This window comes from Pseudomonas sp. GD03862 (assembly GCF_029840855.1).
Taxonomy (GTDB): Bacteria; Pseudomonadota; Gammaproteobacteria; order Pseudomonadales; family Pseudomonadaceae; genus Aquipseudomonas; species Aquipseudomonas alloputida.
The window spans coordinates 96028-110629 of record NZ_JAOCDI010000018.1 but is presented as its reverse complement, the minus strand read 5'-3'; the positions used below and the strand labels follow the sequence as shown (position 1 = coordinate 110629).

Below are 14602 nucleotides of genomic sequence, written 5' to 3'. Positions count from 1 at the left end.
GCAAGGCCGCTCCCACAGGGCTTGCGATATGGCTCACATGCGTGCTTGGCATGGCAACTTCGACCTCAGCCTTGGCCCTGGACCTGACCGACCACGAACAAGCCGGCAAACGCCTTTACCGCGAGGGCGTCTCCAGTAGCGACGCTCAATTGCAAGCCCGGGTCGGCGCCAGCGATATCACAGTCCCCGCCAGCGTGCTGCCCTGCGCCAGTTGCCATGGCAACGACGGCCGTGGCCGTGCCGAAGGCGGTGTGCGCCCCCCCGGCCTCGACTGGCAACGCCTGGCACTTGGTCAGGGCCCGCGCGAGGCCAACGGCCGCCGCTATCCGGCCTACACCGACAGCAGCCTGGCGCGGGCCATCCAGCAGGGCATTGACCCGGCTGGCAATCGCCTCGACCCGGCCATGCCACGCTTCGAACTGACCTTGGCCGACCAGCGCAACCTCACCGCCTATCTCAAACGCTTGGCCGATGAACGCGACCCTGGGGTGGAGGAGGGCATGCTGCGCCTTGGCACGCTGCTGCCTGCGAGCGGTCCGCTGGCCGAAGCCGGGCAGGTGGTGCGTGCCGTGCTGGAAGACGGCGTGGATCAACTCAATCAGCAAGGCGGCATTCACGGGCGGCGCCTGGAACTGGTCGTACTAGACCCAGGTTCCGACCCGGTCAGTGCCGAACGCGCCTTGCAACAGTTGCTCGAGCAAAAGCGGGTGTTCGCCCTGATCGCGCCATTGGCGCCCATGCTCGACCAGCGCCTGACGACCTTGCTGGCGCCACAGAACGTGCCGATGGTCGGCAGCACCCCGCGCAGCGGCGGCAGCGCACAGGTCTTCGACCCGCTACCCGGCTTGCCCGAGCAATTGCTGAGCCTGGCAGAGCACGCCCGTGTGGCGCTGGGCTTGGCCCCGGATGAGTTACGTGTAGTGTATGCCGGTAACGAACACGCCGCGTTGGCCGAGCAGGTGCGCGAACGTTTACGACAGCAGGGCTGGGCGCCACCCGCTATCCAGGCGTTCGACGGCCAGGCGGTGGACGGGCAGGGCATCGTCTTCCTTGGCCGCGCCCAGGCCTTTGCCGAGTTGGCGGCGGCGTTGCAGGTGGCCGGCCGCGAGCCCTACCTGTTCGCTGCTTCCAGTCAGGTAGCCGGCGCTGTGGCGCGCTTGCCGGCGCAGTGGTCGCAGCGGCTGTTTCTGGCCTACCCCTACGTGCCTGAGGACTGGACCGAGCAAGGCCTGGCGGCGCTCGCCGGGCTGCAGCAGCGCCAGGGCCTGGACCCGCGCCAGGCATCGTTGCAGGTCAATACGCTGTGCGCGTTGCGCCTGCTGAGCGAAGCGCTGAAGCAGATTGGTCGGGATGCCAGCCGCGAGCAACTGATCGCTGCGCTCGAAGGCCTGCACGATGTGCCCACCGGCCTGACCCCGGCACTGGGCTTTGGCCCTGGTCGCCGCCAGGGCATGGCAGGTGCCCATGTGGTGGCGGTGGCCCTGCCCGGGCCGCGCTTTACTTCGGTCAGCCCCTACCGGCCAGTGCCGGCCAGCCCTTGAGCGGAGGTTGTCATGCGGATCGTGTGGTTGTGCCTGTTGCTGGTGCTGACCAGGGCGAGCTGGGCCGATGTGCCGGCGGCGCGGGTCAATGGTGTCGAGATCGGGTTGATGCGCCTGGAGCGCTACTTCAGCGAGTACCTGGACGCCCAGGGTAGGGCGGTGACCAGCATCCGCAATCCAGGCCTGTATAAACGCCTGCGCGACCAAGCGTTGGACGAGCTGATCGACAAGGAGCTGTTGTGGCAGGAAGCGCAACGCCAAGGCATTGCTGTCAGCGATGAACAAGTGTCGGCGCAGGTTGGCGAGGTGGAAGCGGCATTTGGCAGCCCGGCGTTATTCGAAAGGCGGCTGGCAGAGGCAGGCTTCGATAGGGCACAGTACACTGAATACACCCGGCATGAGATGGCGGCCCAGCAGGTGTACGCCCTGCTCAGCGCAGTCGACGCGCCGAGCCAGGGCGAAGTGGAGGCATTTTATGATGCCAACCAGGAGAGACTGCAAGGAGCGCAGAACCAAAGTGATAATCCATCGGTCATACGCGAACAGGGCCTGGCGTTGGCCAGGGCAACGCTCATCGGTCAGCGGGAGGCGCAGGCGCGCCAATCCGTGCGCCAACGTTTGCGCGAGTCCGCTAAAGTGGAAATCGCCGACTGAGGCCGTTGAGGGCGCTTCCCCCAATGCTGGGGAATTAAGGTTTGGCAATGTGCCATCATTTTCCCCGGTTGTGGGGAACGGGTTGGGTGTGCCTGTTCAGCGTCTGTCGGTTGCTGGCCGGCACCTTAGTAAAATCAGTGGCTTACAGTGGTGCAACATGACTATTCACGCCTGGCACGAAGCCTGCTCAAGTCTCTACAAGGGCGTACTTCGCAGACCGGGGAACCGGGCAGTACTTGGGAGTCGACCTTGGTGAACAGAGTATTGGTAGTCGATGACGAACAGACTCTTGCGCAGAACCTGCAAGCGTATCTGCAGGCGCAAGGCCTGGAAGTTCATGTTGCCCACGACGGTGCCAGTGGTATCGAACAGGCTGAAAGCCTGGCACCGCAAGTAGTTGTGCTGGATTACCGCTTGCCCGACATGGAAGGTTTTCAGGTTCTGGAGGCTGTACGCAAGAACAGGCAATGCCACTTCGTGCTGATCACCGCCCACCCCACCGTCGAGGTGCGTGAGCGGGCCGCCGAACTCGGAGTGAGTCACGTCCTGTTCAAGCCGTTCCCACTGATGGAGCTGGCGCGTGCGATCTTCGACCTGCTGGGCATCGAGCGCCGGCGCAGGGCCACGGACAACCCGGCCGAAGGGTTCGTCGAACGACGCCAGAACAGGAACGAATCGTTCCCCCTGCAGTTGTACGATGGAAGCTGGGTGTTGGCCGACCGCCGCCGTAACGGCGCCAAGCCACCAGGGCCCGACGACGATCAACTGCTCACAGGGGAATAGCGGCGCCCGCACCCCTGGCCAAGCCAGCCTGCGACGCGCCCCTGAGCGGAGTCGCAGGCCATGCCAGAAGCATTCGATGCAACCCCGGAATCTGCAAAGCCTGCACCGACGTCTTCGCGGGCATGCCCGCTCCCACAGGATGTATGCAGCCCACAGACCTGTGATGTACCTGTGGAAGCGGGCATGCCCGCGAAGAACCCAGCAAAAATTTCCGCCTACCCCCGCGAACTGCTGGCCCAGGCCCGTCTGCAAGCCACTGACGAGCGCCTGCTCGACTGCCTGGAACGCCTGGCCTGCGACACCCCCGACACCTTTACCCAGCGCCTGGGCCTGACCCTGCATTACCCGGTACTCGACAGCCACAGCCTGCTGGCCAGCACCCCACGCTTCGACAAGCTGGCCTTGGCCCAGTGCATCAAGCGCGAATGTGTGCTGATCGAGCAAGGCGGCCAACTGCTGGGCGTGTTCGCCGACCCCTTCGACCCCGCTCGCCTGGCCTGGATCGACGACGTACTGCAAGGCGCGCCGCTTTACCTGGCCCACGCCGCCGACCTGGCCACTTTCCTGGCCCGTCATGAAGAAAGCTTCCACGCAGTCGATGCCCTTGACCACGACGCCGAAGCCAGCAGCGAGGGAGACCCGCTGCAACGCCTGTCGCTGGCCAGTATCAGCGAAGACCAGAGCCGCGTGGTCAAACTGGTCAACTCCACCCTGTACGACGCCCTCAAGCTGCACGCCAGCGACATCCACCTGGGCATGACCGGCCAGGGCCTGACCATCAAGTACCGCATCGACGGCGTGCTCAACGGTGCCGGCAAGGCCAGTGGCAGCGCCTTCGCCGACCAGGTGATCTCGCGCATCAAGGTCATGGCCGAGCTGGACATCGGCGAAAAACGCGTGCCCCAGGACGGCCGCTTCAAGGTGGCCGTGGGCGACCGGCAAATCGACTTCCGGGTGTCGATCATGCCGAGCATCTTCGGTGAAGATGCCGTGCTGCGGGTGCTCGACAAGCAGGACTTGTCCGACCGGGTCAGCGGCGTGCAGCTGCAAGCCTTGGGCTTTGCCGACGAAACCTTGCGCGCCCTGCGCCGGTTGGCGGCAGAACCCTACGGCATGATCCTGGTCACCGGCCCTACAGGCAGCGGCAAGACCACCACCCTGTACGCCATGATCAGCGAGATCAACCATGGCGTGGACAAGATCATCACCATCGAGGACCCGGTCGAGTATCAATTGCCCGGCGTGCTGCAGATCCCGGTCAACGAGAAGAAGGGCCTGACCTTCGCCCGCGGCCTGCGCTCGATCCTGCGTCACGACCCGGACAAGATCCTGGTCGGCGAAATCCGTGACCCCGACACGGCCCAGATTGCCGTGCAATCGGCACTCACCGGTCACCTGGTGTTCACCACCATCCACGCCAACAACGTGTTCGACGTGATTGGTCGCTTCAGCCAGATGCAGGTCGACCCCTACAGCTTCGTTTCTGCGCTCAACGCGGTGCTGGCCCAGCGCCTGATTCGGCTGGCCTGCCCGCACTGCGCCACGCCCTGCGAACACGATGACGACACCCTGTATGGCTCAGGCCTGACCCGCGAGGGGGTGGCCGGCTGGACGTTCGTCCGCGTCAAGGGCTGCGGCCACTGCCGTGGCAGTGGTTACCGCGGCCGCAGTGCCATTGCCGAACTGCTGCACCTGGATGATGACCTGCGGCAAATGATCGTGGAGCGCCGCCCGCTGGCGCAGATCAAGACGCTTGCCTGCCAGCGCGGCCTGCGCCTGCTGCGGGCCTCGGCCCTGGACCTGGTCCGCGATGGCCGTACCACCCTTGAGGAGATCAACCGTGTCACATTCATCTGACCGTTACTGCGCCGTATTGGGCGCCGAGGGTGTCGGCCTGGGTCGCTGGCACAAGAACCACCACCAATGGCTGGGCAGCCGCGCATTCAGCAGCGACGCCACCCAACCGACCTGGGATGCTGCTGTTGACGGGCTGGCCGCACAGCTGGCCGAGCATGCGGTACGTGGCGCCCAGTTGCGGGTGCTGCTGTCGGCCCGCTACAGCCGCTTCTGCCTGGTGCCCTGGAGTGACGCCATCGGCCACCCTCGCGAGCTGGACGCCTATGCCCGCGCTTGCTTCGAAAACCTCTACGGGCAGCCGTTGGACGACTGGCGCATCGTGCTGTCCCCGGAGCCTGCCGGTGCCGCCCGCATCGCCACGGCGCTGCCCGAAGCCTTGCTGCAGCGGCTGCAGGCACTGGGCCGGGAAAGCCGCCTGAGCCTGCGCTCGGTGCAGCCATACCTGATGGCTGCCTACAACCGTTGCTGGTCACAGCTGGAGCAGGGTGACTTCCTGTTCGTGCTGGCCGAGCCGCGCCGCAGTGTATTGCTGCTGGCCGCCGGCGGTGCCTGGCAGCAAGTGCTGGCGCAAGGCTGCGCTGACAGCGACCAGGCCCTGCAAGCGCTGATCGAGCGGACCTGTGAGCTGTACGGCGAGCACCTGCCGCGGGTGTACCTGCATGCCCCGGGCCGCTGCGACGTGCCGCAACTGGCGGCGGTGCAATTGTGCCAGCCAGCCAGCGAAGCCGACCCGCTGTGCGCCATGTGGCGGGCGGTGGCCTGACATGCGCCGCCTCGACCTGGAATTCCAGCCACGGCGCAGCGGCCCGTTGGTTTGGTCGCTGCTCGTCCTTGCCAGCGCCATGGTCGCCGGCCTGGTGCTGCTGCAGCAACGCTTGCAGACCGAGCAAGTGGCGCTGGAAGCCAGCGTCCATAGCCTGGAACTGCAACTTGGCCGGCGCCCGGCCATTGCACAACCCAAGAACAGCGCTGCCAGCCGGGAGCAGGCTGAGCGCCTGGCGCAAATGCGCAGTGTGTCGCAGCAACTGCAACGCCCTTGGCAGCAACTGTTCGCCATGCTTGAAGCCATGCCGCAGGACGACGTCGCGCTGCTCGGCCTGACGCCGGATGCGCGCAAGGGCCAGGTGCGCATTGCCGCCGAGGCGCGCAACCTCGAAGCGATGCTGCAGTACCACCAGCGCCTGGAAGCCAGCGACGAGCTCAGCGACGTGTCGCTGCTCAACCACGAGGTGCTCGCTGCGCGGCCCGAGCACCCGGTGCGCTTCACCCTCACCGCCACCTGGGAGACCGGCCATGCGCGCCCTTGAATCGTTCAGCAGCCTGATCCTCCAGGAGCGCCTGCGTGTTGTCGGCCCGGTAGGCCTGGCTGCCGTAGCCGTAGGCCTGCTCGCCATTGGCGTGGGGTGTGCCGGCGTGCTGCCGCAATGGCAAAGCGTACGCGAGCTGCGTGCCACCGAAGCGCAGGCCAGCGAACAGGTAGGGCGTGTCAAGCGGGGTGAGCTGAAGATTGCGGTCCAGCCCGAGCAGCAGGCCCTCGACAGCCTGCGCCAGCAACTGCCCGGTCAGCCCCAGGCCAGCGAGTTGATCGAGCGTCTGTACCGCCTGGCCAGCGCCGAGCGCATCAGCCTGGCCCGCGGTGAATACGCGTTGGGTATCGACCCCAAGACCGAGCTGGCCCGCTACCAGATCGTGCTGCCAGTGCGCGGCAGCTACCCGCAGATTCGTGGCTTTATCAAGGGCCTGCTCAAGCAACTGCCGACGCTGGTGCTGGAAGACCTTGAGCTGCAACGCAAGCGCATCGGCGACAGCGAGCTCAATGCCCGCCTGCGCATGACCCTTTATCTGTCGAGGTCGTGATGAACACACAACGTGCAGTCATCTGGGCCGGCTTCCTCGGCGTGAGCGCGGCGCTGGCCTGGGCACCGGACCATTGGTTTGGCCAGGACGATGGCGTCGCGGCCTTCACGGGTAAACCCGCTCCTACAACAGAAAGCGCTGCGTCCATTGTAGGCGCGGGCTTGCCCGCGAAAGGGCCGGAACAGGCCTCCCGCGACCTGTTCCCAACCCAGCAATGGACCCAACCCAAAACCCTGGCCACGGTCACCGAACAACCCGTGATGACCGCACCTGTCGTCGCCGCGGCCCCGACGGCCCCGGAACTGCCTTTCCAGTTCATCGGCCGCATGGGTGACCGCGACGACCTGCAGGTCTTCCTGCAGAGCGGCGAAAAACTCTACGTCGTGCGCCAAGGCGACGTGATCGAAGACACCTATCGCCTCGATCGGGTATCGGCCAACGAGCTGAACCTGGTCTACCTGCCTTTGCACCAGTCGCAGACCTTGTCTGTCGGGAGCGCACCATGAAGTCGTCAAAGCTGTGCAAGCCTGCTCCGTTTCTGCTCGTGGCGCTGTGCGTGGCCATTGCCGGTTGCGGCTCCAGTGCGGTTCGCCAGGACAGCGACCAGTTGATGAAAGAGGGCCAGTACGAGGCCGGCATCGCTCGCCTGGAAGAGGCCCTGCGCGAAGACCCGCGTGATACAGAGCTGAATATCGCCCTGGCCCACAGCCGCCAGGCGGCGGTCGAGGCCCTGATTGGCCAGGCCGACAGCGACCGCGTCCGCCATGACTTCGCCAATGCCCGGATGGGCTATGGCCGGGTGCTCACCCTGGAGCCGAACAACCGCCGCGCCCAGGAAGGCATTCGCCAGCTGGAGCTGATCCGCACCCTGGACGAACGCATAGCGCTTGGCCAGGCGGCGCTGCGCCAGGGCGACCTGTTCGGTGCCGAACGCTACATGCGCGAAGTCTTGCGTCTGGACCCGCAGAACCAGAAGGGCATGACCCTGCGCAGCGACATCGAAAACGTGCAGGCACGCACCGCGCAGCCGTACCCGCAATTGCGCAGCAAGCTGGAGCGGCCGGTCACCCTGGAGTTTCGCGATGCCAACCTGAAGACCATCTTCGAAGTGCTGTCGCAGGTGGCCGGCATCAACTTCATCTTCGACAAGGACCTGCGGCCGGACATGAAAGCCACCATCTTCGTGCGCGAGGTGCGCATCGAGGACGCGATAGCGCTGCTGCTGGAACAAAACCAGCTGCGCCAGAAGATCGTCAACGACAACACCGTCATGGTCTACCCCGATTCGCCGCAGAAGACCAAGGACTACCAGGAACTGGTCATGCGCACGTTCTACCTGACCAGCATCGACGCCAACACCGCGTTGAACATGGTCAAGACCATGCTCAAGACCCGCGACGTGTTCGTTGACGAGCGCCTCAACACCCTGACCATGCGCGACACTTCGGACGCGGTGCGCATGGCCGAGAAGCTGCTGCAGTCGCAGGACCAGTCCAACCCCGAGGTGGTGCTGGAAGTGGAGGTGATGGAGGTGGCCACCTCGCGCATCCTCGACCTTGGCCTGCAATGGCCCAACACCTTTGGCGTGCTGAGCGACGATGGCAACCCGGTCAGCGTGCTCGACCAGCTCAAGGGCATCAATTCCAGCCGCATCAGCATTGCGCCGGCGCCGCAGGCCAAGATCAACGCCCAGGACAAGGACATCAACACCCTGGCCAGCCCGGTGATCCGCGTCAGCAACCGCGAACAGGCGCGCATCCACATCGGCCAGCGGGTGCCGATCATCAGCGCCACCTCGGTGCCGTCGACCCAAGGGCCGGTCATTACCGAGAGCGTCACCTACCTGGACGTCGGCCTGAAGCTAGAAGTGCAGCCCACCGTGCACCTGAACAACGAAGTGGCGATCAAGGTGGCGCTCGAGGTCAGCAACGCCACCCCGCTGGAGGCCACCCGCCAGGGCACCATCCCGGTCCAGGTCGACACCCGCAACGCACAGACCAGCCTGCGCCTGCACGACGGCGAAACCCAGGTGCTGGCCGGCCTGGTGCGCAACGACCACAACGCCAGTGGCAACAAGATTCCCGGCCTTGGCGACATCCCGGGCCTGGGCCGGCTGTTCGGCAGCAACAAGGACGACATGAGCAAGAGTGAGCTGGTGCTGGCGATCACCCCGCGCATCGTGCGTAACCTGCCGTACCAGAGCCCGTCGGACATGGAGTTTTCCACGGGCACCGAGTCGGCCATGCAGGTGCGCCAGATGGCGCCACTGCCGCCGATGGACATACCTGGTAATGCGCCGACCACCGATGAACCGGTTGTGGACAGCCAGATGGCGGTCGCCCCGGTCAACGGGAGCCCCCGGCCATGAGCGCCCGGCGTCGCATGCACGGCTTCAGCCTGATCGAGGTGGTGCTGACCCTGGCACTGCTCGGCTTGCTCGCCAGCATGGCCGCGCCGCTGACCGAAACGGTGGTACGCCGCGGCAAGGAGCAGCAACTGCGCGAGGCGCTGTACCAGATTCGCGACGCCATCGATGCCTACAAGCGGGCCTTCGACGCCGGCTACATCGAGAAGCGCGTCGATAGCAGTGGCTACCCGCCGAACCTGCAGGTGCTGGTAGAGGGCGTGCGCGATGTGCGCAGTGCCAAGGGCGCCAAGTTCTACTTCCTGCGGCGCATCCCGCACGACCCGCTGGTGGCGGCAAAGGATGAAGACGAAGGCGGTTGGGGCCTGCGCGCCTACGACAGCAGCCCCGACAACCCGCGCGAGGGCGAAGACGTGTTCGACGTGTATTCCAGGGCCCGCGGCAAAGGCCTGAACAATATCCCTTACGGGCAATGGTGACAGCCATGAAACGCAGCAAAGGCTTCACCCTGATCGAACTGCTGGTGGTGATGGCGATCATCGCCACGCTGATGACCATCGCCATGCCGCGCTACTTCAACAGCCTGGAAAGCTCGCGTGAGGCCACCCTGCGTCAGAGCCTGGCAGTGCTGCGCGAGGCGCTGGACCACTACTACGGTGATACCGGCCACTACCCCGATTCGCTGGAACAACTGGTGGAACAACGTTACCTGCGCAACACACCGGTCGACCCGATCACCGAGCGCAGCGATGCCTGGCAGCTGGTGCCGCCGCCTGAGGGTGTTGCTGGCGGCGTGGCTGACATCAAGAGCGGTGCCACAGGGAGGGCGCGTGATGGCAGCCTCTTCGCTGAATGGTAAGGCCAACGGCGGCTTCACCTACCTGGGTGTGCTGCTGCTGATTGCGGTCAGCAGCGTGGCCCTGGCGGCCACCGGCACGATCTGGGCGAGCGCCGCCCAGCGCGACCGCGAACGCCAGTTGCTGTGGGTCGGCAGCCAGTATGCCCAGGCCTTGCGCAGCTACTACCGCGCCTCGCCAGGGCTGGCCCAGTACCCCCAGGATCTGGCCGACCTGCTGCAGGACAACCGCTACCCGCAGGCCAAACGGCACATTCGCAGGCTTTACCCTGACCCGATCAGCAACAGCGACGAGTGGGGCCTGCTGCGTTCGATCGACGGCCGTATCACCGGGGTGTACAGCCGTTCGGATGCCACCCCTTTCAAGCGCAGTGGCTTCAGCGCCGAATGGAGCGGTTTCGAGGGGATGGAGCACTACAGCGACTGGCAGTTCGTCGCCGAACAGGCCTTTACCGAAAGTGCACGCGGTGTGCAGACGAATGCAGGCCCGGGAGACACGCCATGAAACGCCTGGCTGCGCTGTGCCTGGGCCTGCTGCTGATGGCAGGGGTGACCACCTGCGCCAGGGCGGGTGCTGAAGACGAGATGCAGGGCTTTATCGTTGACAACACCATCTCGCACATCGGCCACGACTTTTACTACTACTTCGCCGACCGCCTGCGTGCCACCAGCCGCCTGGACTTCAACCTGGTGGTACGCGAACGCCCCGATGCCCGCTGGGGCAGCCTGGTGACGGTGGAGTTCGAGCGTGAAGTGGTGTACCGCCGCTTCCTGCCACCCAATACCACCGAGCTCAAAGACGAGGCCGTCGCCGCCGCCGACCTGGTCAAGCAGCAGATCATTCAACGCAAGCTGCAACGCCTGCTACAGGACACCACCGACTTGGAGAGGGACGAGCTATGAACCACCGCATTCCACGTTGCATTGCCGCCTGCCTGCTGGCCAGCGCCTGTGCTGCCCAGGCCACCGAGCTGGTGTACACCCCGGTCAACCCGGCCTTTGGCGGCAACCCGTTGAACGGCACCTGGCTGCTGAACAACGCCCAGGCGCAGAACGACTACGACGACCCGGACCTCAAGGACCGTGCCTCGGCCTTTACCGGCACCACAGCCCTTGAGCGCTTCAGCAACCAGCTGGAGTCGCGGATGTTGTCGCAGTTGCTGGACAACATCAGCAACGGCAACACCGGCAGCATGGCGACCGATGCGTTTCTCATCGACGTCATCGACGATTCCGGGGCCTTGAGCATCAAGGTCACCGATCGTGCCACAGGAGAAATTTCGATCATTGAGGTCAGCGGCCTGAACCCCTGAGAGGGAAGGGCTTTTATGTTGGGGAGAGAACACCATGAAACGTCTGCTGAGCACGCTGCTGATCCTCACCGCCCTGGGCCTGCAAGGTTGTGGCCTGCGCGAACCGATGCCCGCTGAACAGGACTCGGAAACCCCGACCCTGACCCCTCGGGCCTCGACCTACTACGACCTGATCAACATGCCACGCCCCAAAGGCCGGCTGATGGCCGTGGTGTACGGCTTCCGCGACCAGACCGGGCAGTACAAGCCCACCCCGGCCAGCTCGTTCTCCACCAGCGTCACCCAAGGCGCGGCCAGCATGTTGATGGACGCCCTGAGTGCCAGCGGCTGGTTCGTGGTGCTGGAGCGTGAAGGGCTGCAGAACCTGTTGACCGAACGCAAGATCATCCGTGCATCGCAGAAAAAGCCGGATGTAGCGGAAAACATCATGGGCGAACTGCCCCCGTTGCAGGCCGCCAACCTGATGCTCGAAGGCGGCATCATCGCCTACGACACCAACGTGCGCAGCGGCGGCGAGGGCGCCCGCTACCTGGGGATCGACATCTCTCGCGAGTACCGGGTGGACCAGGTCACCGTCAACCTGCGCGCCGTGGACGTGCGCACCGGGCAGGTGCTGGCCAACGTGATGACCAGCAAGACCATCTACTCGGTGGGGCGCAGTGCCGGGGTGTTCAAGTTCATCGAGTTCAAGAAACTGCTGGAAGCCGAGGTGGGGTATACCACCAATGAACCGGCGCAGTTGTGCGTGCTGTCGGCGATCGAAGCGGCGGTGGGGCATTTGCTGGCGCAGGGGATCGAGCGGCGGCTGTGGCAGGTGGCGGGGGATCCAGCTGATGGCAAGGCCACGGTGGACAAGTTCTTGAGCCAGAATCTGCAGCCTTGAAGCAGATTCAACGGCACCTGCGCGGTCGATGTGGGGCCTTGTGTCGCGATAATGCAGCCATCCACCGTTGTTCGCCGTTCGTTCGGGCGTGGATTACGAAGATGCGCTGGTGCACCTGTCCACGCTGCTGAAAGGGGCGTTTGCGACCAACCTCAAGGCGCTGGAACTGGCCAAGGGCACCTGCCGTGATCTGTTGTTGAGCAATGACCATGGGTTGGATTCGGCCAAGGCGGTGGTGGAGGCGTTGCTGGATGGGGTGGAGAGGCAGCAGCTGGCTGGGCGGAAGGCGGCGTCGAGTGCCTGACGGGGCTTGGCTATTGGTGATATCGATCGATATCCCTGATTGACCTCGAGGGCCTCTTCGCGGGCTCGCCCGCTCCCACAGGTACAGCGCAGTCCTCAGGGTTGGTGCGAACCCTGGCAAGCCAGCTTCCACAGGGATTGCGCCAGCTTCAAGTAACCTGGCCAGCTACACCCCAATCCATCCACTACCAGATGACGCCCAGCCATTTCTCCCGCACACTGCGGAAAATTCCCAAGCCCGTACCCCGTCACATTGCGGGGCACAGCCGGAGTAGAAAATGGCGCGACAACTAATAACAAACGCCCACGACCCGCTGCACGAATCCCGCGAGGCCCGCCTGAAGCTGGCCAGCGAAGGCGAACTACCGCTGGGCATGCTGCGCGACGAGATCGACGCTTCCTGGCGCCGCAGCCTGGGCCACGGCCTGGACTGTCTGCAGGGCGAACAGGTCGGCCTGGGCCTGGAACAGGGCCATGACCTGCGCCTGCTGCTGGAGCGCAACCGCCTGCTGATCGATGCCGTTACCCCCGAACTCGACTACCTGGTCGCGCGCCAGGGCAAGGCTGGCATCGTCATCCTCGGCGATGCCCAGGCCAACGTGCTGGCCATCGAAGGCCAGAAGCACGTGCTGCAACGCGAAGGCCTGCGCGATCTGCACCCGGGCAGTTGCTGGAGCGAATCGCTGCGCGGCACCAATGCCATCGGCACGGCCGTGGTCGAAGGCCGGCCGACGCTGATCAACTGCGGCGAACATTACCTTGACCGCCTGAGCCCGTTCTCCTGTACTTCCGTGCCACTGCGCGACCCGCGCGGCGAGGTGATCGGCGTGCTCGACATCACCCGCGAAGGGGTGATGGCGCAACCGCAGGACAGCCTGTCGACCCTGATGCTGGCGGCGGGCAACATTGAAAGCCGCCTGTTTGGCCTGTGCCACCCGGACCAGTTGGTGCTGGCCTTCCACAGCCGCCCGCAGTACCTCAACAGTGCCTGGCACGGCCTGTTGGCCCTGAGCCTGGACGGCGAAGTGCTGGCTGCCAACGACAGTGCCTGCCAGCTGTTGCAGGTGCCGCGTCACGAACTGATTGGGCGGCGCAGCACCGACCTGCTGGGCGAACGTTCCCCGGCCTTTATCGCTCGCCTGTGGCAGGGCGGGGTCAGCAGCGTGCAGACCGCCAAGGGCGAGTTCTATTTCCGTGCCCTACAGCTGCCGCGCCATGGCCGGGTAACCCCCAGCACACCATCCAGCAAGCCGGCCTTGAGCAAACAGTCGCCTGCACTCGATGCTCTGGCCGGTGGTGATCAACGCCTGGCGCGCAACCTGCGCATGGCTCGCCAGGGGCTGGGCAATGGTTTGCCAGTGCTACTGCTGGGCGAAACCGGTACCGGCAAGGAAGTGGTCGCTCGGGCCTTGCACCAGGCCAGCCCGCGTGCCGACAAACCGTTCGTGGCGGTCAACTGCGCGGCCATTCCCGAAGGGCTGATCGAGTCCGAGCTGTTCGGCTACCGTGAGGGCGCCTTCACCGGTTCGCGCCGGGGCGGCATGGTCGGGCGGCTGATGCAGGCCCATGGTGGCACGCTGTTCCTCGACGAAATCGGCGACATGCCGCTCGCCCTGCAAGCACGCCTGTTGCGGGTACTGCAGGAGCGCCGGGTAGCACCCTTGGGGGCGGGTGACGAGCAGGACATCGACGTGGCGCTGATCTGCGCCACCCACCGCGACCTCAAGCGCCTGGTCCAGGAACAACACTTCCGTGAAGACCTGTTCTACCGGGTCAACGGTGTGTCGCTGCGCCTGCCGGCCCTGCGCGAACGTGAGGACCTGGCGGCGATCATTCAGGGCCTGCTGGACAAGGCCGATGCGCGTGGCGTAACCCTCGACCCGGCGTTGACCGCGTTGCTCGAAGGCTTCGACTGGCCCGGCAACATCCGTCAGCTGGAAATGGTGGTGCGCACCGCGCTGGCCATGCGCGAGGATGGCGAGCAGGTGCTGACCCTCGATCACCTTACCGACTGCCTGCTGGACGAACTGGCCAGCAGCACAGCGCCCTCCGGCAGCCTCAAGGACAGTGAACTGGAACAGATTCGCGGTGCTCTGGCGCGCCACCAGGGCAACGTCTCGGCCGCCGCCGCGGCACTGGGTATCAGCCGGGCGACGCTGTACCGCAAGCTCAAGCAGTTGCGCGGCTGAC

At 65.2% G+C, this 14602-nt stretch carries 17 protein-coding genes; all 17 read left to right on the top strand.

What is annotated here, in order from left to right:
- Positions 1–50: 50 nt before the first annotated feature.
- The 17 genes from N5D53_RS14170 (at position 51) to N5D53_RS14090 (ending at position 14601) form a co-directional block, all read left to right on the top strand.
- Entirely contained in the window at positions 51–1541 is a 1491-nt protein-coding gene (locus N5D53_RS14170) for an ABC transporter substrate-binding protein (protein WP_279840472.1), read from the top strand.
- A gap of 12 nt (positions 1542–1553) precedes the next feature.
- Positions 1554–2195 carry a SurA N-terminal domain-containing protein gene (locus tag N5D53_RS14165; protein ID WP_129933438.1) on the top strand — a complete coding sequence of 214 codons (642 nt, stop codon included), beginning with the start codon at positions 1554–1556 and terminating at the stop codon, positions 2193–2195.
- Positions 2196–2444: 249 nt separating this feature from the next.
- Entirely contained in the window at positions 2445–2978 is a 534-nt protein-coding gene (locus N5D53_RS14160) for a response regulator (protein WP_019437656.1), read from the top strand.
- 183 nt (positions 2979–3161) lie between these two features.
- The gene (locus N5D53_RS14155) at positions 3162–4835 is read left to right on the top strand and encodes a GspE/PulE family protein (RefSeq protein WP_064493391.1); all 1674 of its coding nucleotides are present in this window, start codon (positions 3162–3164) and stop codon (positions 4833–4835) included.
- Positions 4819–5598 carry a hypothetical protein gene (locus N5D53_RS14150; protein WP_279840471.1) on the top strand — a complete coding sequence of 260 codons (780 nt, stop codon included), beginning with the start codon at positions 4819–4821 and terminating at the stop codon, positions 5596–5598. The genes N5D53_RS14155 and N5D53_RS14150 overlap by 17 nt, the downstream gene beginning before the upstream one ends.
- A 1-nt stretch (position 5599) precedes the next feature.
- On the top strand, positions 5600–6142 hold the full coding sequence (locus N5D53_RS14145; RefSeq protein WP_104961533.1) for a pilus assembly protein: 543 nt from the start codon (positions 5600–5602) through the stop codon (positions 6140–6142).
- The gene (pilO, locus tag N5D53_RS14140; protein ID WP_104961534.1) at positions 6129–6692 is read left to right on the top strand and encodes a type 4a pilus biogenesis protein PilO; all 564 of its coding nucleotides are present in this window, start codon (positions 6129–6131) and stop codon (positions 6690–6692) included. Before N5D53_RS14145 ends, pilO begins: the two co-directional genes overlap by 14 nt.
- Positions 6692–7198 (top strand): hypothetical protein, encoded by a 507-nt coding sequence (locus N5D53_RS14135; RefSeq protein WP_121161598.1) that lies wholly within the window; start codon positions 6692–6694, stop codon positions 7196–7198. The genes pilO and N5D53_RS14135 overlap by 1 nt, the downstream gene beginning before the upstream one ends.
- Complete coding sequence (locus N5D53_RS14130; protein ID WP_121161600.1) at positions 7195–9060, top strand: secretin N-terminal domain-containing protein; 1866 nt, start codon at positions 7195–7197, stop codon at positions 9058–9060. The genes N5D53_RS14135 and N5D53_RS14130 overlap by 4 nt, the downstream gene beginning before the upstream one ends.
- Positions 9057–9536: a type II secretion system protein gene (locus N5D53_RS14125; protein WP_104961537.1), complete on the top strand. Its 480-nt coding sequence runs from the start codon at positions 9057–9059 to the stop codon at positions 9534–9536. Before N5D53_RS14130 ends, N5D53_RS14125 begins: the two co-directional genes overlap by 4 nt.
- Positions 9537–9541: 5 nt before the next feature.
- On the top strand, positions 9542–9916 hold the full coding sequence (locus N5D53_RS14120) for a type II secretion system protein (protein ID WP_003247965.1): 375 nt from the start codon (positions 9542–9544) through the stop codon (positions 9914–9916).
- Positions 9891–10418, top strand: a complete 528-nt coding sequence (locus N5D53_RS14115; protein ID WP_014590787.1) for a type II secretion system protein — start codon at positions 9891–9893, stop codon at positions 10416–10418. Before N5D53_RS14120 ends, N5D53_RS14115 begins: the two co-directional genes overlap by 26 nt.
- Positions 10415–10816, top strand: a complete 402-nt coding sequence (gene csgE / locus N5D53_RS14110; protein ID WP_010954337.1) for a curli production assembly/transport protein CsgE — start codon at positions 10415–10417, stop codon at positions 10814–10816. Before N5D53_RS14115 ends, csgE begins: the two co-directional genes overlap by 4 nt.
- Positions 10813–11226, top strand: a complete 414-nt coding sequence (locus N5D53_RS14105) for a curli assembly protein CsgF (protein ID WP_003247970.1) — start codon at positions 10813–10815, stop codon at positions 11224–11226. Before csgE ends, N5D53_RS14105 begins: the two co-directional genes overlap by 4 nt.
- A gap of 34 nt (positions 11227–11260) precedes the next feature.
- The gene (locus N5D53_RS14100) at positions 11261–12109 is read left to right on the top strand and encodes a CsgG/HfaB family protein (RefSeq protein WP_020191117.1); all 849 of its coding nucleotides are present in this window, start codon (positions 11261–11263) and stop codon (positions 12107–12109) included.
- 67 nt (positions 12110–12176) lie between these two features.
- A complete protein-coding gene (locus N5D53_RS14095) occupies positions 12177–12413 on the top strand; it encodes a hypothetical protein (RefSeq protein ID WP_029380666.1) in 237 nt (78 codons plus the stop codon).
- 277 nt (positions 12414–12690) lie between these two features.
- The gene (locus N5D53_RS14090) at positions 12691–14601 is read left to right on the top strand and encodes a sigma-54-dependent Fis family transcriptional regulator (protein WP_190869179.1); all 1911 of its coding nucleotides are present in this window, start codon (positions 12691–12693) and stop codon (positions 14599–14601) included.
- Position 14602 lies beyond the last annotated feature (1 nt).